The 19,963-nt window shown below is 64.5% G+C and carries 18 protein-coding genes; 9 read left to right on the forward strand and 9 right to left on the reverse strand.

Annotated elements, in window-relative coordinates; all coding sequences use genetic code 11:
• Positions 1-2 precede the first annotated feature (2 nt).
• Complete coding sequence (locus V6B08_RS09425) at positions 3-1,472, reverse strand: alginate export family protein (RefSeq protein ID WP_341980008.1); 1,470 nt, start codon at positions 1,470-1,472, stop codon at positions 3-5.
• 83 nt (positions 1,473-1,555) lie between these two features.
• On the reverse strand, positions 1,556-3,505 hold the full coding sequence (locus V6B08_RS09430; RefSeq protein ID WP_341980010.1) for a TonB-dependent receptor: 1,950 nt from the start codon (positions 3,503-3,505) through the stop codon (positions 1,556-1,558).
• Positions 3,506-3,650: 145 nt separating this feature from the next.
• Here V6B08_RS09430 and rph point away from each other — a divergent pair, with 145 nt between their 5' ends.
• From rph to V6B08_RS09455, 5 genes are read left to right on the forward strand one after another with little or no spacing between them, the layout of a single operon-like run.
• Positions 3,651-4,367, forward strand: a complete 717-nt coding sequence (rph, locus tag V6B08_RS09435) for a ribonuclease PH (RefSeq protein ID WP_341980012.1) — start codon at positions 3,651-3,653, stop codon at positions 4,365-4,367.
• Between the two features lie 6 nt (positions 4,368-4,373).
• Positions 4,374-4,979, forward strand: coding sequence for an RdgB/HAM1 family non-canonical purine NTP pyrophosphatase (rdgB, locus tag V6B08_RS09440; protein ID WP_341980014.1), 606 nt, complete (start codon positions 4,374-4,376; stop codon positions 4,977-4,979).
• Positions 4,963-6,147, forward strand: coding sequence for a radical SAM family heme chaperone HemW (gene hemW, locus V6B08_RS09445; RefSeq protein ID WP_341980016.1), 1,185 nt, complete (start codon positions 4,963-4,965; stop codon positions 6,145-6,147). The genes rdgB and hemW overlap by 17 nt, the downstream gene beginning before the upstream one ends.
• 9 nt (positions 6,148-6,156) lie before the next feature.
• A complete protein-coding gene (locus V6B08_RS09450; RefSeq protein WP_440588798.1) occupies positions 6,157-6,678 on the forward strand; it encodes a L,D-transpeptidase family protein in 522 nt (173 codons plus the stop codon).
• 37 nt (positions 6,679-6,715) lie between these two features.
• Positions 6,716-7,264: a chlorite dismutase family protein gene (locus tag V6B08_RS09455; RefSeq protein WP_341980018.1), complete on the forward strand. Its 549-nt coding sequence runs from the start codon at positions 6,716-6,718 to the stop codon at positions 7,262-7,264.
• A gap of 3 nt (positions 7,265-7,267) precedes the next feature.
• On the opposite strand, the gene V6B08_RS09460 is transcribed toward V6B08_RS09455, so the two are convergent.
• Both V6B08_RS09460 and hemA read right to left on the reverse strand, forming a co-directional pair.
• Complete coding sequence (locus V6B08_RS09460) at positions 7,268-7,774, reverse strand: P-loop NTPase family protein (RefSeq protein ID WP_341980020.1); 507 nt, start codon at positions 7,772-7,774, stop codon at positions 7,268-7,270.
• 198 nt (positions 7,775-7,972) lie between these two features.
• Positions 7,973-9,187, reverse strand: coding sequence for a 5-aminolevulinate synthase (hemA, locus tag V6B08_RS09465; protein WP_341980022.1), 1,215 nt, complete (start codon positions 9,185-9,187; stop codon positions 7,973-7,975).
• 168 nt (positions 9,188-9,355) lie between these two features.
• Here hemA and V6B08_RS09470 point away from each other — a divergent pair, with 168 nt between their 5' ends.
• A complete protein-coding gene (locus V6B08_RS09470) occupies positions 9,356-9,853 on the forward strand; it encodes a hypothetical protein (RefSeq protein ID WP_341980025.1) in 498 nt (165 codons plus the stop codon).
• Between the two features lie 24 nt (positions 9,854-9,877).
• Here the strand turns inward: V6B08_RS09470 and V6B08_RS09475 are convergent, their stop codons facing one another.
• From V6B08_RS09475 to V6B08_RS09485, 3 genes are read right to left on the reverse strand one after another with little or no spacing between them, the layout of a single operon-like run.
• Complete coding sequence (locus tag V6B08_RS09475; RefSeq protein ID WP_341980028.1) at positions 9,878-10,282, reverse strand: Hpt domain-containing protein; 405 nt, start codon at positions 10,280-10,282, stop codon at positions 9,878-9,880.
• Positions 10,279-13,416 (reverse strand): efflux RND transporter permease subunit, encoded by a 3,138-nt coding sequence (locus V6B08_RS09480; RefSeq protein WP_341980030.1) that lies wholly within the window; start codon positions 13,414-13,416, stop codon positions 10,279-10,281. The genes V6B08_RS09475 and V6B08_RS09480 overlap by 4 nt, the downstream gene beginning before the upstream one ends.
• Positions 13,417-13,446: 30 nt before the next feature.
• Positions 13,447-14,568, reverse strand: a complete 1,122-nt coding sequence (locus V6B08_RS09485; RefSeq protein WP_341980032.1) for an efflux RND transporter periplasmic adaptor subunit — start codon at positions 14,566-14,568, stop codon at positions 13,447-13,449.
• Positions 14,569-14,781: 213 nt separating this feature from the next.
• Between V6B08_RS09485 and V6B08_RS09490 the strand changes: the two genes are divergently transcribed.
• The 3 genes from V6B08_RS09490 to V6B08_RS09500 all read left to right on the forward strand — a co-directional run bounded on the left by V6B08_RS09490 (position 14,782) and on the right by V6B08_RS09500 (position 18,538).
• A complete protein-coding gene (locus tag V6B08_RS09490) occupies positions 14,782-15,711 on the forward strand; it encodes a histone deacetylase family protein (RefSeq protein WP_341980034.1) in 930 nt (309 codons plus the stop codon).
• Between the two features lie 95 nt (positions 15,712-15,806).
• A complete protein-coding gene (gene ettA / locus V6B08_RS09495; protein ID WP_341980036.1) occupies positions 15,807-17,489 on the forward strand; it encodes an energy-dependent translational throttle protein EttA in 1,683 nt (560 codons plus the stop codon).
• 17 nt (positions 17,490-17,506) lie between these two features.
• Complete coding sequence (locus tag V6B08_RS09500) at positions 17,507-18,538, forward strand: class I SAM-dependent DNA methyltransferase (protein ID WP_341980038.1); 1,032 nt, start codon at positions 17,507-17,509, stop codon at positions 18,536-18,538.
• 6 nt (positions 18,539-18,544) lie between these two features.
• Here V6B08_RS09500 and V6B08_RS09505 read toward each other — a convergent pair whose 3' ends face one another.
• Positions 18,545-18,997 (reverse strand): MaoC family dehydratase, encoded by a 453-nt coding sequence (locus tag V6B08_RS09505; RefSeq protein ID WP_341980040.1) that lies wholly within the window; start codon positions 18,995-18,997, stop codon positions 18,545-18,547.
• Positions 18,987-19,940 (reverse strand): DMT family transporter, encoded by a 954-nt coding sequence (locus tag V6B08_RS09510; RefSeq protein ID WP_341980041.1) that lies wholly within the window; start codon positions 19,938-19,940, stop codon positions 18,987-18,989. The genes V6B08_RS09505 and V6B08_RS09510 overlap by 11 nt, the downstream gene beginning before the upstream one ends.
• Positions 19,941-19,963: the final 23 nt, after the last annotated feature.

A 19,963-nucleotide genomic window follows, 5' to 3' on the forward strand; every position in this document is an offset into this window, starting at 1 on the left:
GTTTAGAAGCTGTAGCCGAGCACGAACTGGCCGAGCCAGATGGTGCGGTCCACTGCTTCACCATTACCGGCATTGTTCGCCGTCGCCGACTGCTTCTGGCCGTCGCCGGGCTTGCCCATGCCGCCGACCAGGGTGAGGTTGAGGCCCTTCAGCGGCGTCTCCCACTGGGCATAGAGGTTCACTTCGTCCATCAGGCGGCGGGAACTGGCGCCATTCGGCACGGCATCGAAGTCATGCCGGTAATAGATGCCACCGAGGCTGAAGGCTTCGTCGGGCTGCAGCTTCAGATGTATCATCTGGCTGCGCAGATTGCTGTTGCCACCGATATAGCGGGCATAGATTTCGCCCTGATCCCAGGTGCCGAAGCCACGTGGACCGCCGCCGCTGTAGAGCGAGTCCCAGGATTTGTCGGTGGTGTCGTTGGTGTTGTCGTCGCCGCTGAAGCGTGAGAAGCGATAGCTCAGCCGCGGCTGCCAGGGCAGGGCGCTGGCCGTGTATTGCGGCTCGGCATACCAGGCCCTGGCCTTCACCTTGCTGCCGGTCTTGTCGTTTTCCTGCAAGGCATATTCGCCATAGAGGCCGAAGCCGTGGAACCTGTCGGATGGCACCAGGCCGGCACGCAGCGCATAGACATTCAGGCCATCGCGGTTGGCGCCGCCGCCGGTGGCAGTGGTGTCGGCGTCGTAGATATGCAGATAGGTGGCGCCGAGATACCAGGCGCGCTCCTCGTATTCGCTGCGGCCGTGATCGAGATGCGCGGAGCCGAACCATTCCAGGTTGGCGCCATAAAGCTGCGTGCTGGGCGAGTCGTTGCCCCGCATGCGCTTCTGGTCGACGCGGCCGGCGAGGTGGAAGAAGTCGGCGCGCACCGGGTCGGTATTGAGCTTGAGGATGGCGGTGCGCTCGAAGGCACCGCGCGGTCCCATCACATAGGCGCCGCGGCGCCAGCCTTCGGCGGTGCCATCCACGATCAGGAAGCCATCGCCAATGCTGAAACCCTGGTTGCCGGCGGAGATATCCACGGCATCCTCGCCCAGCGCGGCAAAGGTGGCGCCCGAGCGCCAGCCGATAAAAGCGTCTTCCAGCGCAAAGTGATCCGGCTGCTGCGCCGTGCCGGCAGTGGCCTGGGCCTCGCCATTGCCGCGCGTGAAGCTGCCGATGGCCGAAAGGCCGGCATAGGCGGTGCCGTCGCCGATCGGCTGCTCGATGCCCAGGCCGGGCTTCACGAAGCCCTCGAACCAGTTGCGTTTGCCAGCGCGCTCGCCATTCGGGCTGTTCGAGGCCCCACCGAATTGTGGATTGGTGACGCTGAAGCCGCCGAAACCTGCATCGAAGGTGAAATTCAGCGTGGCACTGCCAAGCTCGGTGCTGATGCCCTTCTTTTCATGGTCATCTTCAGCATGAGCGGGCGATGCTGCAAGGTAGAGGCTGGCGGTGAGCAGGAGCAGGGCTGAGGGGCGGGGCAGGGGCATGGCGGAGTCCAATTTGGTACAGTTTCACCCTGCCAAGAATCCCCTAACCGTGTAAAGCTGGATCGCCGCCCCTTGTTGCCGGTTCAGAAGGCCATGGCCAGTCCAAGGGTGATTTCGCGGCCACGGATTGGCGCTTCCTCCTTCAATAGGGAGACATGATTGCGTCCCAGCCGATCCGTCAGGTTGTTGCCTTTGAGTTGCAGCTCAATTGCGCGATTACTCTCGAAGGGGCGGAACGTGAAGGCAGTATTCAGCACTGTGTAGCCGCTGGTGCCGGTTTCGTTGAGGCCAGTGCGGTTCTGCGCCAGGCGGCCAACCGCCTCAAAGCGAAAACCCAGCATTTCGCTATCGGCAGCGAAGCCGGCGCGGTAGCCGATGGGCGGGATCAGCGGCAACGGCCGGCCATTGCCACGATCCTCGGCGCGTACATAGTCGAGTCCGCCATCGACACTGAGGTCGAAGCCGGCCCATTGCATGAAGCGCCAAGCGGCTTCTATTTCGACGCCACGAAAGTCCGCGTCGGTCTGGCTGTACAGCAGTTCATCCAGGCCGGCCTGCTGCGCCCCGGTGAAAGCGCCATAGATGAAGTTACGGTATCGCGTATTGAACAGGTTAAGCGCGCCGGTGACGTCACCTTGATTCTTGCGCAGCGACCATTCGGCATGCAGCGCGCTTTCCTTGCCCAGGCCGGTATTGCCGATCTCGAAGGAGCGTGTGGCAAGATGGGCGCCGTTGGAGAACAGCTCCTCTGCCGTCGGTCCGCGCTCAGTGCGCGACAGCGATAAGCCGGTGGAATAGAGCTTGTTGAAGCGGTAGATGGCGCTGGCGGCAACGCTGCCATTGGTGAAGCTGCGTTCCTGTGCCTGCGAGGGAACGTCGATATTTTGGTATTCAAGGCGGCCACCCAGCGAGAACTGCCAGGGGCCGGTCTCGAACCGTTCCAGCACAAACAGCGCGTGGCTGTCGGTGACGTTCTGCGGCAGATAGGCTTCCTCGCCGAGCGCGGTAAAGTCCCGCCGGTTGCTTTGCAGGCCAACGACGCCATCGATGCCGCCGATCTTGTGCACTGCTTCGAGGCGGCCTTCCCAACTGTCACTGTTGAAGCGGGTGGCGATTTCCCCTGACGGCTCGATCTCGTCATGCTTGTAATCGCCATAGCCGAGTTTGCCGCGTAATTCGCTGACCAGTGGCAATGGATCATAAAGACCGAACTGCATGTCGAGGCGAGTCTGGCGCATTGCCAGATGTACCGGATCAGCGCCGGGGATGCCGTAGTAGCTGTGGAAGCGCGATACCGCCATGCCGGCATAGCCGCCATCGGCAAATATACTGCCGCCCAGCGCACCATTGCGACCGCGCATCGCGGTATTGTCCACGCGACCAGTGGCGGCGTGATAATCCTCGGCATTGAGGAAGCCGCCTTCGGCATGCAGGGCGACGCGATCCCCGGCTGCCGTGGTGACACTGGCGAAGCTGTCATTGTCGCTGCTGCTCAGGCTTTTGCCGAGCCGCAGGCTACCGCTGGCACCGTCTTTCGGCATCGCCTGCGGAATCCGGCCATCGATCACGTTGACCACGCCGCCAATGGCCGAACTGCCATAGAGCAAGGTCGCCGGGCCACGCAGCACTTCGATGCGCGTGGCGCCGCCAATCGGCGTTCCCACGGCATGGTCCGGGCTGACGCTGGCGGCATCGAAGCTGTCCACGCCATTCTGCAGCACCCGCACACGCGGGCCGCCCTGGCCACGGATCACCGGCCGGCTGGCACCCGGGCCGAAAGCCGTGGCGGCGATGCCTGGAGTGTGGTCCAGGGCCTCACCCAAGGTGGCGGCATGGCGCAGTCGCAGCGTCTCACCCTCCAGAACCGTGCTGCCTTCCGGGATATCATCGGCCTGGGTCGGCAGGGGAGCGCTTACCAGCACCGGCGGCAGCGTTGTTGGAGTCTCGGCGGTCTGCTCTTGGGCCAGCAAAGGCTGAGAAATCAGAGGAAAAAGGGCGGCGCAGGCGGAGAGCAGGCGGGCGGGCTTGGACACGACATCCTCGTTTTTGTTACGTTATAATATAATGTTATATTATAACGTATGCGGATCGAGCAAGACCTAGATGGCTCGCCCCTTGCCGCTCAAGGTTGGGTCCACTAGAACGACGTATTGTCTTTTCCAGCCAAGGAGTTCGCCCATGCGCCCGAGCGGCCGCGCCCCCGATCAACTGCGCGCCATCCGGCTCGAGCCGGGCTTCGCCAAATACGCCGAAGGCTCCTGCCTGGTGAAATTCGGCGAGACCCATGTGCTTTGTGCCGCCACGGTGGAAGAACGCGTGCCGCCGTTCCTGCGCAATACCGGCCGCGGCTGGGTGACGGCGGAATACGGCATGCTGCCGCGCTCCACCCATAGCCGCACCGAGCGCGAGGCGGCGAAAGGCAAGCAGTCCGGCCGCACGCAGGAAATCCAGCGCCTGGTTGGCCGCTCGCTCCGCGCCGTCACCAAGCTCGATGGTTTCGGCGAGCGCCAGATCCGCCTCGATTGCGATGTACTGCAGGCCGATGGTGGCACCCGCACCGCCGCGATCACCGGCAGTTGGGTGGCGCTCTATTTTGCATTCCAGAAGCTGGTGCAGTCCGGCGCCATTCCGGCCATTCCGCTCACCGGCCAGGTGGCGGCGGTAAGCTGCGGCCTGGTGCGCGGCGAGCCGGTGCTGGATGTCGATTATATCGAAGATAGCGGCGCCGAGGCGGACGCCAATTTCGTGCTCACCGATGCCGGCCATATCGTCGAGATCCAGGGCACGGCGGAGAAGGAAGCATTCCCCGAGGATGTGTTCCTCGGCATGCTGCGGCTGGCCAAGAAGGGTGTCAGCGAACTGATCACGCTGCAGCGCCAGGCTATAGGAAAGTAAACTGCCATGGCGCGGCGCTTTGACGGCGGCAAGCTGGTCATCGCCAGCCATAACAAGGGCAAGCTGCGCGAAATCGCGGATCTGCTGCGGCCCTATAATGTCGATACGGTGTCGGCTGGCGACCTCGGCCTGCCGGAGCCGGAAGAGACCGGCAGCACCTTCGTTGCCAATGCCGAATTGAAGGCGCTGGCTTCGGCGCGCGGCGCCAACCTGCCGGCTTTGGCCGACGATTCCGGCATGAGCGTCGATTGCCTGCATGGCGATCCCGGCATCTATTCCGCCCGCTGGGCCGGGCCCGAGAAAGATTTCCAGCTTGCCATGCGCAAGGTGTGGGATGCGGTGGAGAAATCCGGAGTGCAAGGTGTGGTGGTGGCGCAGTTCGTCTGCGTGCTCACGCTGGCCTGGCCCGATGGCCATGTGGAAAGCTTTTCCGGCATCCTGCCGGGCCAGCTCGTCTGGCCGCCGCGCGGTCTCAAGGGCTTTGGCTATGATCCGATGTTCGTCGCCGATGGCCAGGGGTTAAGCTTCGGCGAAATGGAGCCGGAGGCGAAGCACGCGATCAGCCATCGTGCGCTGGCCTTCCGTCAGCTCATCGATGCCTGTTTCGCCTGACAGCATCCCGCAACGCGGTTTCGGCCTCTATGTGCATTGGCCCTTCTGCGTCTCGAAATGCCCCTATTGTGACTTCAATTCCCATGTCCGCGAGCGTGTCGACGAGGCGCGCTGGCGCTCGGCCTTGCTGGCCGAACTCGATCATTATGCTGCGGCCGGCTATGGCCGGGGCGAGAAGCTGACCTCGGTGTTTTTCGGCGGCGGCACGCCTTCGCTGATGGCACCGGAAACCGCTGCCGCCATCCTGCGGCGCGCGGAAAGCCTGTGGGGCTTCGCCGCTGACATCGAGATCACGCTGGAAGCCAACCCGAATTCGGCGGAAGCGGCGAAATTCGCCGGTTTCGCCGCAGCCGGCGTCAACCGGCTTTCCATCGGCGTGCAGAGTTTCGATGCGCAGGTGCTGAAATTCCTGAGCCGCGCCCATGATGCCGATGAAGCGCGCCGCGCCATCGTAGCCGCCCGCGCCGCCGTGCCGCGCTATTCCTTCGACCTGATCTATGCCCGGCCCGAGCAATCCGCCGCCGCCTGGCGCGACGAATTGCTTAGCGCTCTCGATCTCGCTGGCGACCACCTTTCGCTCTACACCCTCACCATTGAACCGAATACCGGCTTTGCCGGCGCGGTGGCACGCGGCACGCTGCGGCCGATGCCGGCGGATGATCAGGCGGCGCTCTATGACCTGACGCAGGAGATCATGGCCGAGGCCGGCATGCCGGCCTACGAGATTTCCAACCATGCTAAGCTGGGCGGCGAGAGCCGGCACAACCTGGTCTACTGGCGCTCTGGCGCCTATCTCGGCATCGGCCCCGGTGCCCATGGCCGCGTGCGCGATACGGCTGGCATCTGGCAGGCGACACAGACCCGGCGCAAGCCGGAAATCTGGCTGGAGCAGGTAGAGGCCCAGGGCCATGGCCGCGAAACCATCACAGCGATTGATCATCGCGAACGCGCCGAGGAAGCGTTGATGATGGGGTTGCGCCTGGCGGAAGGCGTGCATGATGCCAACCTGCGCGCGGTCTGCGGCATCGGCCTTGATGATCTGGTGCCGCGCCAGCGTTCGCAGCCACTGGAGGCCGCCGGATTGCTCAAGCGCGACGAAGCGCGGCTGGTGGCGACCACGGAAGGCCGGGCTGTGCTGGATGGCCTGCTCGCACGGTTATTGGCCTAGGGGGCTGACATGACCGACATCATCGTGACGCCCGATCCTGATGGCCGCGCCGGCTGGCTGGAGCGTAGCGGCATGCGCATGCGCTGCGCGCTTGGCAAGGGCGGCTGCAAGCCGGCGCTTGAGAAGCGCGAAGGCGATGGCGCCACGCCCTTGGGCCGCTGGCCGCTGCGGCTGGTCTTCATCCGTCAGGATCGCGTGGCGCCGCCCCGCTGCGCCCTGCCGCTGGTGCCGCTGGATAGCGGCATGGGCTGGTGCGACGATCCGGCCGACCCGGCCTATAACCGGCCCATACGGCTGCCCTTTGCCGCCAGCCATGAAAAGCTGTGGCGAGAGGATCACGTCTACGATCTGATCGTGGTGCTGGGGCATAATGACGATCCGCCCGTGCCGGGCATGGGCAGCGCCATTTTCCTGCATGTCGCGCGCGAGGGTTATGCCCCCACCGAGGGCTGCGTCGCGCTGACGCGGGAAGACCTCGTTGCCCTGCTCGAACGCGTGAGCGTTGATGACGCGCTGGTGATCGGGAATTAGCTTGCTGCGCTGCAATCGGACGGGCTAGCATTTTCATATGCCTCCTCCGCTTCCTGTCGCCTTCGTGGCCGGCGATACCGGCCCCTGGCGGATCGAAAAAGTTGCTGCCTATATCGGCGATGGCCTGGCGCCCGCCGCGAGCCTTGCGGTGATCGAAGGGCCGGCAACCCTGCCTGTCGGGGCCGCATGGCGGCTGCGCGGCGTCACGTCCAACACGCGCTATACCAGCCGGCCCGAACTTGCCGCCCTTGCCGCCGTGCAGGAAGGGCTCGGCCGGCCACAGGCGACGCGCGCGGCACTGATCCCGATCCGCAAGTCGGAAGCCTGGTGGGCACTGGCGCAGGATGAGCGCCGGGCGATCCTGGAGGAACAGTCGCGCCATATCGCCATCGGCCTGGAATACCTGCCGGCGGTGGCACGCCGGCTGCACCATAGCCGCGACCTTGGCGAGCCGTTCGATTTCCTCACCTGGTTTGAATATGCACCCGAGCAGGCCGAAGCCTTCGAGGAACTGGTGCGGCGTCTGCGCCAGAGCGAGGAATGGCGCTACGTCGAGCGCGAGGTCGATATCCGCCTGAGCAGATAGGTCTCAGGCCGGCAGCGGCGAAGCCGGGAATTTGCAGTCGACCTTGAAGCGTTCTTCCGTTGAATCGGGATCAGGCTCGACGCCGATCAGGATCAGGTCCTTGCGCGCGGCAACGCCTGGATTGAAGAAATGCAGAATCTGGAAGATCTGCGGCACTTTCGGCTCGGCGATCACACTGGTGGCCAGCGACACCATGCGGCAATCGGCGGCATAGACCACTTTGGTCAGGTCCGCCTGGGTAGCCACTTCGTTGAAGAACAGGCCATGGGTGCCCTGGCGCGCGGCATCGCGCACGCCTTCATTGGTGAGCTGCGCGCCATCGGCGCGAAAAGGGCGCTTCATGCCCTGGAACAGGAACCAGCCGAGCATGGTGGCGCAGGCGGTCTTGCCGCCGCCGGGCGGGCCGGCAATGAACACCACGTGGGAATAGCGCAGCCGTTGAGCCAGATGCTGCGCATCCGCCGGCATGAAGCCGAAATCCTCGAGCGACTTGTATACGCGAGCAACCATGATCCCCAAGCCCAAGCACTGAATGCAAGCGGCCCAAAGCTCCCATACTCATGGTCCGCACTCGATTGATTCTGACCACGAATGCAGCCTGACGCAAGGCCGTGGTCGGGCGTTTTATACAACAGCGTGTCGGCGCACCAAAATTAGGCAGAGTCGTCAGGTCAAAAAACCATAATATGACGAAATCAGGCTGCCCGATCAGGCAGCTTGGCGGCGCAGGCCCAATTGCTGCCAAACGCTGAGCAGCGCATGGGTCAGGTCATGCATCATCGCGTCGGTATGTACCGGCGTCGGGGTGATGCGCAGTCGCTCGGTGCCGCGCGGCACGGTGGGATAGTTGATCGGCTGGATGTAGATGCCGTGTTCGGCCAGCAGCAGGTCGCTGGCCTGCTTGCACAGGGCAGGATCGCCCACCATCACCGGCACGATATGGCTCTTGTTCACCAGTACCGGCAGCCCGGCATTGAGCAGCAGGCGGCGGAGCGTGGCGGCACGCTCCTGGTGCCGGGCGCGTTCCACCTGGCTCTGCTTCAGATAGCGCACGCTGGCGGCGGCGGCGGCGGCGACCGCCGGGGGCATCGTGGTGGTGAAGATGAAGCCGGCGGCATAGGAGCGGATGGCGTCCACCAGATTGCGTGAGCCGGCGATATAACCGCCGACCACGCCGAAAGCCTTGCCCAGCGTGCCCTGGATCACCGTGATGCGCTGCATGGCATTGTCGCGGTCGGCGACGCCGCCGCCTCGGTTGCCATAGAGGCCGACGGCATGCACCTCGTCCAGATAGGTCATGGCGCCATACTTCTCGGCTAGGTCGCAGATGGCATGGATCGGGGCGATGTCGCCATCCATGGAATAGACGCTCTCGAAGGCGATCATCTTCGGCCGTTCCAGCGGCTGTTCCTTGAGCAGCTCCTCCAGATGCGCCAGATCGTTGTGGCGCCACACCCGGCGCTCGCAGCCGCTCTGGCGGATGCCTTCGATCATCGAATTGTGGTTATCGGCATCGGAGAGGATGATGCAGCCGGGCAGCAGTTTGCCCAGCGTGGAAAGCGTCGCTTGGTTGGCGACATAACCCGAGCCGAAGGCCAGCGCCGCTTCCTTGCCATGCAGGTCGGCGAGTTCCGCTTCCAGCGCCACGATGGCGTGGTGGTTGCCGGAAATGTTGCGCGTGCCGCCGGCACCGGCGCCATAACGCTGCACCGCCGCCACCATGGCTTCCGTCACCACCGGATGCTGGCCCATGCCGAGATAATCGTTGGAGCACCAGATGGTGATACGGGCCGGGCCAACGCCGGAAAAGTTGTCAGCAACAGGGAAGCTGCCCGCCTCGCGTGCCAGTTCAGTGAAGACACGATAGCGCTTCTCGGCGCGGAGCGCGTCGACGGCACGGCCGAATTGGCTTTCGTAATCCATGGGGCACGCTCCGGGCTAGCGGGCAACAGATGCTGTACTGGCCGCCAAGGCCTTGAATTGCTTGAACTGCTGGTGGGGCACATTCTAGCGGCCCCGGCGCCGGGCTGGCTAGGGGGTGAATGCGGGACGGATCGTCGCAGGGATCATACTTATGTGTTAAGCTCGGCCATGGCTTTCGACCTGGCGCGCCTCTCTGTGGTGGTCCTGGATGGCGAGCCGGGCGCGGCGCCGTTATGGCGCCAGCTCGGGGTTGGGCTTGGCCTGCGCAATCTTCAGGTTTTGGGGGATGTAGGCCAGGTTTGGCCGCGGCTTGGCGGCCAGGGGGCGGCGGATGTACTGCTGCTGCGCTGGGACGATGCCGGCAAGGCGGCCGGGTTGATGCGCCGGTTGCGCCGCGATGTGGACTCGCCCAATCCCTTCCTGCCCTGCCTGACAGTGGTTACGGCGTTAACCCTGGAGCGCGCCCGCGCCGCCCTGGATGCCGGTGTGCATGGCATCCTGGTGCCGCCGCTCTCCCCGCAGGCGCTGCGTCAGAAGCTGACCGAGGTGATCGAGACGCCGCGCAAGTTCATCCGCGTGGAGAGCTATTTCGGCCCCGACCGGCGGCGCCAGGCCCGCGCCGATTATGCCGGGCCGTTCCGCCGCGCCGCTGACAAGAAGCGGTAGGGCGGTAAAAAGCGACAGAACCGTTCAGCGTGCCGCCGCCGCCAGGCTGGCGAGGATTTCCTTGCCCAGTTCGCCGGCATCGCCCTGCACGCGATTGTCGATCACCGTGCGCAAGGCCTGCACATGGGCATCGATCACCGCCGGATCATAGGTGTTGCGCTCCTGGGACAGATGCAGATAGCGGCAGAGCAGGGCGCCGATATCCGTGACCAGCCGGTAGCCGAACGTAGCGCCCTGGCCCTTGATGTCATGCGCCACTTCATAGACACCCTTGAGGCCCATGGCCGGATTGGCGGCGTCGATGCGGGTGATGGCCTGATCGAGCCGCTCAAGGTCGGCCGTGACCCAGCCGATATACTGGTCGGCCATGCCGGCCACGGCGGCCTGGGCCTGGGCCAGGGCGGCGGCAAAGTCGTCCTCCTGACTCATTCCGCAGGCTCCGGCTTGGCATTGTCGACATCGGGGCGGCTCTCCATCTCGGAGAGGCGCTTGGCAATATAGCCGGCCGGCTTGGTGAAGCGGGCCAGCAGCAGATACAGCACCGGCACCACGAACAGGCTGAGCAGGGTGGCAAACGACATGCCGCCGACGATCACCCAGCCAAGCGCCTGCCGGCTCTCGGCACCGGCGCCATGGGCATAGGCCAGCGGCACGGCACCGAAGATGGTGGCGATGGTGGTCATCAGGATCGGCCGCAGGCGGGCGATGGAGGCCTCCACGGCGGCATCATAGATATTGCGGCCTTCATCGCGGAGCTGATTGGCGAATTCCACGATCAGGATACCGTTCTTGGCGATCAGGCCGACCAGCATGATGATGCCGATCTGGCTGTAGACATTCAGCGTCTGGCCCGAGAGCAGCAGGGCCGCCAAGGCGCCGGTCACCGCCAGCGGTACCGACAGGATGATGATGATCGGGTGAATCCAGCTTTCGAACTGGCCGGCCAGCACCAGGAACACCACGATCAGCGCCAGGGCGAAGGTAATGAAGATTGCCGAGGAAGAGTCCTTGTATTCACGGCTCTGGCCGGCATAGGAGATGCGCACTTCAGGCGGCAGCACTTCGGCGGCAACGCCATCGAGATAGTCGAGCGCCTGTCCAAGCGTGTAGCCCGGCGTCATCGACGCCTCGATCATCACCGAGCGCAGGCGGTCGGTACGCACCAGCTCGCGGGCATTGGCGCCTTCCTTCAGCGATACCAGGCTGGCCAGCGGCACCAGCTTGCCGCCGGTATTGCTGCCGCGCACATAGATGTTGTTCATGTCGTTCGGCGTCACGCGCTGCTCGACCGGGGCCTGTACCAGCACCTTGTATTGCTTGCCATCGCGCTGGAAGTTGGTCACTTCGCGCGAGCCCAGCATGGTCTCCAGGGTGCGGCCGATGGTTTCGATCGGCACGCCGAGATCGGCGGCGCGGTCGCGATCGATCTGCACCTGGATTTCCGGCCGGGTCGGCAGGTAATTCTTCTTCACGCCGAGCAGGTTCGGATTCTGCAGCGCGCGTTCGATGATGCGGTCGGACCAGTCGTCGAGCTGCTGGTAGGTGGAGCCGCCGAGGATGAAGCGTACCGGCGTCTGAGCGCCGGGCAGGCCAAGGCTCGGCGGGTTGACCACCACGGCACGCACGCCAGTCTGTGCCTGCAGTTCCTGGAATACCTGGCGCGCCACCTGCTGCTGCTTAACGCTGCGGTCAGCCCAATCCGCCATGCGCACCACGATCATGCCGGAATTCACCGGCGAGGGGCGACCGCCCCAGGCCGGTGCCACGTTGGACTGCACCACGGTGACGGCACCGGACTTGATATGCTTTTCCAGCACGCGTTCGATCAGAACTATGTTGCGCCGGGTGTAGTCATAGGACGAGCCTTCCGGCCCCTCGATGATGACGAAGAAGGCGCCACGATCCTCGGTGGGGGCGAATTCACGCGGCAGCGACTTGAACATCAGGAAGGCCGCGCCGGAGGCTAGCAGGCCGAGTGCCAGCACGACGATCGGTGCGTTCATCGACATACGGACCAGGCGGCCATAGGTATTGCCCATGCCGACGAAGAATTTCTCCGTCACGCGGTAGAACCAGCCTTCGTCCTTGGCTTCGTGCAGCAGCTTGGAACACATCATCGGCGTCAGTGTCAGCGCGACGAATCCTGAGAATAATACTGCGGCTGCGACACTCATGCCGAATTCGCGGAACAACCGCCCGGTATTGCCTTCCATCAGCGAAATCGGCACGAACACCGCAATCAGCACCACTGTGGTGGCGATCACCGCGAAGCCGATCTGGCGCGCACCGCGCAAACTCGCCAGCAGCGGCGGCTCGCCAAGCTCGATGCGGCGATGGATGTTTTCCAGCACCACGATGGCATCATCCACCACCAGGCCGATGGCCAGCACCAGTGCCAGCAGGGTGAGCACGTTGATCGAATAGCCGAGCGCGCCGATCACCATGAAGCTGCCGATCACTGAGACTGGAATGGCGACAGCCGGGATCAGCGTGGCACGCCAGGAGCGCAGGAACAGGAAGATCACGCCGATCACCAGCGCCAGCGCCACGCTCAGCGCATGGAACACTTCGTAGATCGACTGGCTGATGAATTTCGACTGGTCGTAGGTCACTTCCATGCGCACGCCGGTCGGCAGGCTGCCTTGCAGGCGCTCCACCGTGGCGGTCACGCCGTTGGAAATTTCCATCGCGTTGGCCTTCGACTGGCGGATGATGCCAAGCCCGATGGCGGTGACGCCGTTGATGCGCTGCTCGGTGCGGTCGTCCTCGGCGCCGAGTTCGACCTTGGCGACTTCGCCCAAGCGCAGCAGGTAGCCATCCTGCTCGCGCAGCACGACATTGCGGAATTGCTGCGCGGTGCGCAGGCCGGACTCCGAGCGCACAGTGAATTCGCGCATGTTGCTTTCGATGCGGCCTGATGGCAGCTCGACATTCTGGCGCCGGATCGCTTCCTCGATATCCTGCACCGTGACATTGCGGGCCGCCATCGCCATGCGGTCGAGATAGACGCGCATGGAATAGCGCCGCGCGCCGTAGATATTCACCGAGGCAACGCCATCGATGATCGACAATTGGTCGACCAGATAGCGGTCGGCATAGTCGGTCAGTTCGAGCAGGCTGAGGCGGTCGGAGAACAGCGAGATATAGATGATCGGACGGGCATCGGCCTCGGTCTTGGCGATGATCGGCTGGTCGGCCTCGTCAGGCAGCCGCGACAGGATGCGGCCGACCTTGTCGCGCACGTCGTTGGCGGCGGCATCGACATTGCGCGAGAGGTTGAACTCGATGCTGATGGCGCTGGATTCCTCGCGGCTGGTCGAGGTGATGGTGCGGATACCCTCGATGCCGGCAACCGAATCCTCGATCACCTGGGTGATTTTGCTCTCGATGATCTCGGCCGAGGCGCCGCGATAGATAGTGGTGATATTCACCGCCGGCGGATCGATATCGGGATATTCGCGCACCGCCATGCCGCGCAGCGCGAACAAGCCGAAGATGATCAGCACCAGCGACATCACGGTGGCGAAAACCGGGCGCTTGATCGAAATATCGGAAAGAACCATGGCTTGAGCCTCGTATTATATCCTGCCGGTTCAGCTTGCGGTTTTCTGCGCCGTGGGGCCGGGGGCCGGGGTGTCCGGGGCATTGGTCTGGCGCACGCGCGAACCATCGCGCAATTGCTGCAAGCCGGTGACGGCAACCTGGTCGTCCGGGCGCAGGCCGTTGGTGATCTGGGCCAGGCCGGGCAGGCGCTGGCCAAGCGTGACGCGGGTGCGTGCGGCGCGGCCGTCGCGGATCACGAACACGAACTGTTCACCGCCCTGGGCCAGCAGCGATTCTTCCGGCACCACCATGGCGTCGGCCACCTTGCCCATGTTCAGCGTTACGGTCATGAACATGCCGGGCTTCAGGGCGTCGTCGGCATTGGGGATGTTGGCGCGCACGCGGATCGCCCGCTTGGTCGGGTCGATGCGGGTGTCGACGGTGGTGACAGTGCCCTCGAATTTGCGGTTCGGCATCGACGTCGCCCTAGCGCTCACCGCGCTGCCCTGGGCGATGCCGCTCAGCACGGTTTCCGGCACATCGAATTCCAGCTTGATCACCGAGGTGTCGTCCAACGTGGTGATGGCGTCGCCGGGCTTCACCAGGGCGCCGAGCGAGACGCGGCGCATGCCGAGCCGGCCGGAGAAGGGGGCGCGGATCACGCTGTCGGAGAATTTCGCCTGCTCGCCGCGCAACCGCGCCTCGGCGGCCTCGAAGGCCTTGCTCAGTTCATCGACGCGGGCCTGGGCGACGTTCTTGGTATCGAGCAGCGACGCGGCGCGCTCATAGGCCAGCTTGGCGGCGTCGCGGGCGGCGCGCAGTTCGGCCAGCTTGGCGGTGGACTCGCCGGCTTCCAGTTCCACCAGGATGACGCCGGCCTTGACCAACTGGCCTTCCTGGAAATTGATCCGCTCGATGGTGCCGTTGCCCTTGGCGGTGATGGTCACCGCCTCATTCGACTGGGCCGTGCCCACGGCTTCCATGGTGCGCGCCACATCCATGCGCCGCACCGGCTGGGTCTCCACCGGAATGACCGGGGCGGTACCGGCGGGCCGTGCCGCCGTGGGTTGCGCACCGGTGCCGATGAACGGCAGCTTGTCACGGTACATATATCCGGCTGCGCCCGCCCCCAGGATGATGCCGGTGACGACGATCTGACCCCATAGTTTCATTGGCTTTGGTAATCCTTCCTGTCTTGCATGCAGAATACACGGGGCGCCAGAGCGTTGCCTAGCCATGTCTTTGCATGACAGAATTAGCGTCAATCACACGGTCGGGAAGCTGCTTTCCTGCGCTCAAAGCTTGCAGTATCCCGGCCCTGATCATCACGCCGGCCTGACGGTTTTGGCGTGCAATACCAATACCACCCGGAGGGAATTTCCGTCATGGCTACGGCCCTGTTCAGCCATAGCGCCTGTCTGCACCACGATACCGGGCCGGGTCACCCTGAATGCGCGGACAGGTTGCGGGCCATCCTGGCGCGGCTGGAAACCGAGGAGTTCGCCTGGCTGGACCGCCGCGAGGCGCCGCTGGCCGAGGTGTCACAAATTGCCCGTGTGCATGGCGAGGGCTTTGCCGAGGCCCTGCTGGATGCCGTGCCGGCGGAGGGCTATGCCGCCATCGACGGCGACACGGTGATCTCACCGGGCTCGGGCGAGGCGGCTTTGCGGGCAGCCGGGGCGGTCTGCGCCGCCGTGGACGCCGTGATGCAGGGCGAGATCCGCAATGCCTTCTGCGCCGTGCGACCGCCCGGCCACCATGCCGAGCCGGATCAGGCCATGGGCTTCTGCCTGTTCAACAATGTCGCCATCGGGGCGCTGCATGCCCGGGCCCGCTGGGGCGTGCGCCGGGTTGCGGTGATCGATTTCGATGTGCATCATGGCAACGGCACCCAGGCCGCCTTCAACAATGACCCCGACCTGTTCTACGCCTCCACGCACCAGTCGCCGCTTTATCCCGGCACCGGCCAGGCCCATGAGCATGGCGTTGCCGGCAATATCCTGAACCTGCCGCTGCGGCCGTTTGCCGGCTCGGCCGAGTTCCGCGCCCGCGTCGCCGAGCAGCTCTTGCCCGAACTGCGCCGCTTCAAGCCGGAATTGCTGCTGATTTCCGCCGGCTTCGACGCCCATGCGCGCGACCCGCTGGCACAGCTCAACCTCACCGATGATGATTACTACTGGGTGACGGAACAGTTGCTGAAGATCGCCGCCGATACCGCCGAGGGCCGCGTCGTCTCGGCGCTGGAAGGCGGCTATGACCTGCGCGCCCTGGCCAGCGCCTCGGCAGCCCATGTGCGCGCCCTGATGGCGGGGTGAGTTTGGTCCCCGCGATTGCATAGACGCCCCGCTTTCTATAAAAATCCGCCACATTTCCCAGCATCCAGTCACAAGCATTCACCCGGAGCAGAACAATGGCCGCCTATCAGTACATTTACGTGATGAAGGGTCTGAACAAGACCTATCCGGGCGGCAAGCAGGTGCTGAAGAACATCTGGCTGAGCTTCCTGCCGGGCGCCAAGATCGGCGTGCTGGGTCTGAACGGCGCCGGCAAGTCCACCCTGCTCAAGATCATGGCCGGCCTGGATAGCGAGTTCACCGGCGAGGCCTGGGCGGCGGACGGCGTCAAGGTCGGCTATCTGGCGCAGGAGCCGGCGCTGGATCCGGCCAAGGACGTGCTCGGCAATGTGATGGAAGGCGTCGCCGAGACCAAGGCGCTGCTCGACCGCTTCGACGAAGTGTCGATGAAGTTCGGCGAAGTGACCGACGACGACGAGATGAACGCGCTGATCGCCGAGCAGGCCGAATTGCAGGAGAAGATCGACGCGATCAACGCCTGGGACCTGCAGCGCAATGTCGAGATCGCCATGGACGCGCTGCGTTGCCCGCCGGGCGATGCCGATGTGACCAAGCTTTCCGGCGGTGAGCGCCGCCGCGTCGCGCTCTGCCGCCTGCTGCTGTCCAAGCCCGACATGCTGCTGCTCGACGAGCCGACCAACCATCTCGACGCCGAGTCCGTCGCCTGGCTCGAGCGCTTCCTGCACGAATATCCGGGTACCGTGGTGGCCGTCACCCACGACCGCTACTTCCTCGACAATGTCGCCGGCTGGATTCTCGAACTTGATCGCGGCGCCGGCATCCCCTGGGAAGGCAATTACTCCTCCTGGCTGGAACAGAAAGAAAAGCGCCTGGAGCAGGAAGGCAAGGCCGAGGATGCCCGCCGCCGCACGCTCAAGAACGAGTTGGAATGGGTGCGCCAGAGCCCGCGCGCGCGCCAGGCCAAGTCGAAGGCCCGCCTCAATGCCTATGAAGAAATGTTGGCGCAGGAGCAGGATAAGGCAACCGAGCAGGTCACCATCACCATTCCGCCCGGCCCGCGTCTCGGCAATGTGGTGATCGAGGCCGAAAACCTGACCAAGGGTTTCGGCGACCGCCTGCTGATCGAGAACCTGAATTTCAAGCTGCCGCCGAACGGCATCGTCGGTGTGATCGGCCCGAACGGCGCCGGCAAGACCACGCTGTTCCGCATGCTCACCGGCGGCGAGAAGCCCGATGGCGGCGCCTTGCGTGTCGGCGAGAGCGTCAAGCTCGGCTATGTCGACCAGAGCCGCGACAGCTTGAACGACAAGAAGACCGTGTGGGAGGAACTTTCCAACGGCAACGACATGATCACGCTGGGCAAGCGCGAAGTGCCGAGCCGCGCCTATTGCTCCTGGTTCAACTTCAAGGGCGCGGACCAGCAGAAGAAGGTCGGCATGCTCTCGGGCGGTGAGCGCAACCGCCTGCATCTGGCCAAGATGCTGAAGGAAGGCGCCAACCTGCTGCTGCTCGACGAGCCGACCAACGATCTCGATGTCGATACGCTGCGCGCGCTGGAAGAGGCGCTGGAATCTTTTGCCGGTTGCGCCATCGTCATCAGCCATGACCGCTGGTTCCTCGATCGCCTCGCCACCCATATCCTGGCCTTCGAAGGCGACAGCCATGTTGAGTGGTTCGAGGGCAACTACCAGGATTACGAGGCGGACAAGAAGAAGCGCCTCGGCGCCGATGCCGACCAGCCGCACCGCATCAAGTACAAGCCGCTTGTACGTACATGATGGGGCTGCGTAGCTAAATGAATCGCCGCGAGCGGCGCAGGCAGGGCAAGGCGGGGGCTGCGGCGCCGACTGCTGCCGCTGCGCCGCTTTCGGTCAGTTCCATGCTCATGGGTCTGGCTGGCCAGGGTGGTGCACCGCTGGCCATGGCCGCACCAACCATGCTGGCAGCCGATCCGGTGCAGAGCCTGCTGGCGCGCGAGCGGCAGCAGCGCGAACTGGTGGAAGAACTGGCGCGGCAGCAGCGCGCCTTGGCCGCCGAACCGGATTCTGAATTGCTGCTGCGCTCGGTCGGCCGGCTGCAATTGCGCCTGGAACGCCGCGCCGATGCGCTGATCACCTATCGCCGCCTGTTGCAGCTCAAGCCCGATCATGCCGAAGCGGCGCATCTTGCCGCGATTCTTGCCGGCGCCACGCCGGAAAAGGCCAACGCCGACTATGTCACGAAACTATTCGATGCCTTCGCCGACAATTTCGACCGCACCCTGACCCATTGGCTCGACTATCGCGCGCCGCAGCATGTGGCGGAGACGGCACGCGCCGCATTGGCGGGCCGTGTTGCCGAGCATGCGCTGGATCTCGGTTGCGGCACCGGCCTGCTGGCGCCGGAGATGAACGGGGTGGTGCGGCGGCTGGATGGCATCGACCTGTCGCCGCGCATGATCGAGAAGGCGGCTGAACGCAAGCTCTACCACCAGCTCGAGGTTGCCGAGATTGTTGCCTATCTCTCAGGCCGCCCGGCGCGGTTCGACTTGCTGCTGGCCGCCGATGTGCTGGCTTATTTCGGCAAGTTGGACGAAGTCTTCGCAGCCGCTAAGGCGGCACTAAAGCCGGGCAGTCATTTCGTCGCCACGGTGGAAGCGCATTCGGGCGATGGTTTCAGCGCCGGTAAAAGCGGCCGCTTCGCCCATGGCGAGGGCTATCTGCGCCAGGCGGCGCAGACAACAGGGTTCGCCGTTGTCTCCCTGCAGCCTGCCGCGCTGCGCATGGAAGATGGAAAGCCGGTGCCGGGCCTGGTCTTCGCGCTTGGCCATCACGCCGGCACTGAATAAGGCGCCTTACTTTCCCCGCCGCTTCAGGCGGTGCAGGCAGGTGACGGTGAGGATCAGTTCACCGCGCTGATTGAACGTGTCGTGCCGCATCACCACGATGCCGCGGTCCGGCTTGGATTGCGATGGTTTCACTTCCATTACCTCGGCTTCGACGCGGATGGTGTCGCCGGGGCGCAGCGGCTTTAGCCAGCGCAGGTCTTCCATGCCCGGCGAGCCCAGATTGGCCTTGGCGAAAACCTCGAGGCGGAAGAATTGCGCGAAGCTTAAGGACAGTGTGTGGAAGCCGGATGCGATCAGGCCGCCGAATTCGGTATCGCGCGCCGCTTCGCTGTCGATATGGAACGGCTGCGGGTCGTAGACGCGGGCGAAATCGAGAATCTGCGCCTCGCTCACCGTAACGCCGGGCGTGGTGAAGCTGTGGCCGGGCAGCAGATCATCGAAATACCAGTCAGCCGCCATTGCCGGGGGTCCTTTGCGTGCCAAGCCGCGTCATCATCAGGCCGGCCAGCACCACGGCGGCGCCGATCAATTGTGCCATGCTGATGCTTTCGCCGAGCACCAGGGCGGCGCTGATCATGGCGAAGACCGGGATCAGGTAGGAATAGGTGGCGGCACGGGCCACGCCCAGCTTGGCCACGCCCTCATACCACCACAGATACCCTAGCGCACCGGCGCCGACCGAGGTGAACAGGAAACCGGCCCAGATTGTGAGGGTGGTGGCGCCCCAGTCGGCGCGGGCGATATCGACGATGGACAAGGGGATCAGCAGCAGCGAGCCGAACAGCATCGACCAGGCGGTGACGCGCAGCGCACCCAGGCTGGCGATGTAGCGCGGCCCCATCACGGAATAGGTCGCCCAGCAGAAGGCGACGCCGAGGAACATCAGGTCGCCCACCAGGTCGCCGCCATCCAGCGTGATGCCGGTGAGGCTGTTGTTGATCACCAGGAACACCCCGGCAAACGACAGCAGCACGCCGCTCCAGGCCAGCGCGCCGGGCGTGCTCTCACGTTTGACCAGGTTGCGCACGGTGGTCATCAGCATGGCGAAGATCGGCGATACCGCCACCAGGATCGCGCCCTTCGAGGCGGCGGTGAAGGTCAGCGCGTTGGTCCACAGCAACTGCATCATGGTGACGCCGATAAAGCCGAGCAGCGCCAGGGCCGGAATGTCGCGCCGCCGGGGCGGTTGCAGGCCGCCGCGCATCGCCATCAGGCCGAGCAGCACCAGGGCGGCCAGCAGATAGCGGGTGGTGGCATAGGCCATCGGCGGCAGGAAGCCGAGGATATACTTCGCCACCGGGAAGGTGTTGCCCCAGATGAATACGGTGAGCAGCAGATAGAAATCGGCGGTGCTGAAGCCGAAGCCGGAGCCCTTTGGCGGGGAGTGCTGAGGCGCGCTCATGCCGCATGCCGCCTTTGCATTTT

The organism is Ferrovibrio sp. MS7, assembly GCF_038404985.1.
GTDB lineage: Bacteria > Pseudomonadota > Alphaproteobacteria > Ferrovibrionales > Ferrovibrionaceae > Ferrovibrio > Ferrovibrio plantarum.

Excerpts from the sequence above, each read along its gene's own strand:
- V6B08_RS09425 (WP_341980008.1), bottom strand. The coding sequence starts at position 1,472 with ATGCCCCTGCCCCGCCCCTCAGCCCTGCTCCTGCTCACCGCCAGCCTC.
- rph (WP_341980012.1), top strand. The coding sequence starts at position 3,651 with ATGCGCCCGAGCGGCCGCGCCCCCGATCAACTGCGCGCCATCCGGCTC.
- rdgB (WP_341980014.1), top strand. The coding sequence starts at position 4,374 with ATGGCGCGGCGCTTTGACGGCGGCAAGCTGGTCATCGCCAGCCATAAC.
- hemW (WP_341980016.1), top strand. The coding sequence starts at position 4,963 with ATGCCTGTTTCGCCTGACAGCATCCCGCAACGCGGTTTCGGCCTCTAT.
- V6B08_RS09450 (WP_440588798.1), top strand. The coding sequence starts at position 6,157 with ATGACCGACATCATCGTGACGCCCGATCCTGATGGCCGCGCCGGCTGG.
- V6B08_RS09455 (WP_341980018.1), top strand. The coding sequence starts at position 6,716 with ATGCCTCCTCCGCTTCCTGTCGCCTTCGTGGCCGGCGATACCGGCCCC.
- V6B08_RS09460 (WP_341980020.1), bottom strand. The coding sequence starts at position 7,774 with ATGGTTGCTCGCGTATACAAGTCGCTCGAGGATTTCGGCTTCATGCCG.
- hemA (WP_341980022.1), bottom strand. The coding sequence starts at position 9,187 with ATGGATTACGAAAGCCAATTCGGCCGTGCCGTCGACGCGCTCCGCGCC.
- V6B08_RS09470 (WP_341980025.1), top strand. The coding sequence starts at position 9,356 with ATGGCTTTCGACCTGGCGCGCCTCTCTGTGGTGGTCCTGGATGGCGAG.
- V6B08_RS09475 (WP_341980028.1), bottom strand. The coding sequence starts at position 10,282 with ATGAGTCAGGAGGACGACTTTGCCGCCGCCCTGGCCCAGGCCCAGGCC.
- V6B08_RS09480 (WP_341980030.1), bottom strand. The coding sequence starts at position 13,416 with ATGGTTCTTTCCGATATTTCGATCAAGCGCCCGGTTTTCGCCACCGTG.
- V6B08_RS09485 (WP_341980032.1), bottom strand. The coding sequence starts at position 14,568 with ATGAAACTATGGGGTCAGATCGTCGTCACCGGCATCATCCTGGGGGCG.
- V6B08_RS09490 (WP_341980034.1), top strand. The coding sequence starts at position 14,782 with ATGGCTACGGCCCTGTTCAGCCATAGCGCCTGTCTGCACCACGATACC.
- ettA (WP_341980036.1), top strand. The coding sequence starts at position 15,807 with ATGGCCGCCTATCAGTACATTTACGTGATGAAGGGTCTGAACAAGACC.
- V6B08_RS09500 (WP_341980038.1), top strand. The coding sequence starts at position 17,507 with ATGAATCGCCGCGAGCGGCGCAGGCAGGGCAAGGCGGGGGCTGCGGCG.
- V6B08_RS09505 (WP_341980040.1), bottom strand. The coding sequence starts at position 18,997 with ATGGCGGCTGACTGGTATTTCGATGATCTGCTGCCCGGCCACAGCTTC.
- V6B08_RS09510 (WP_341980041.1), bottom strand. The coding sequence starts at position 19,940 with ATGAGCGCGCCTCAGCACTCCCCGCCAAAGGGCTCCGGCTTCGGCTTC.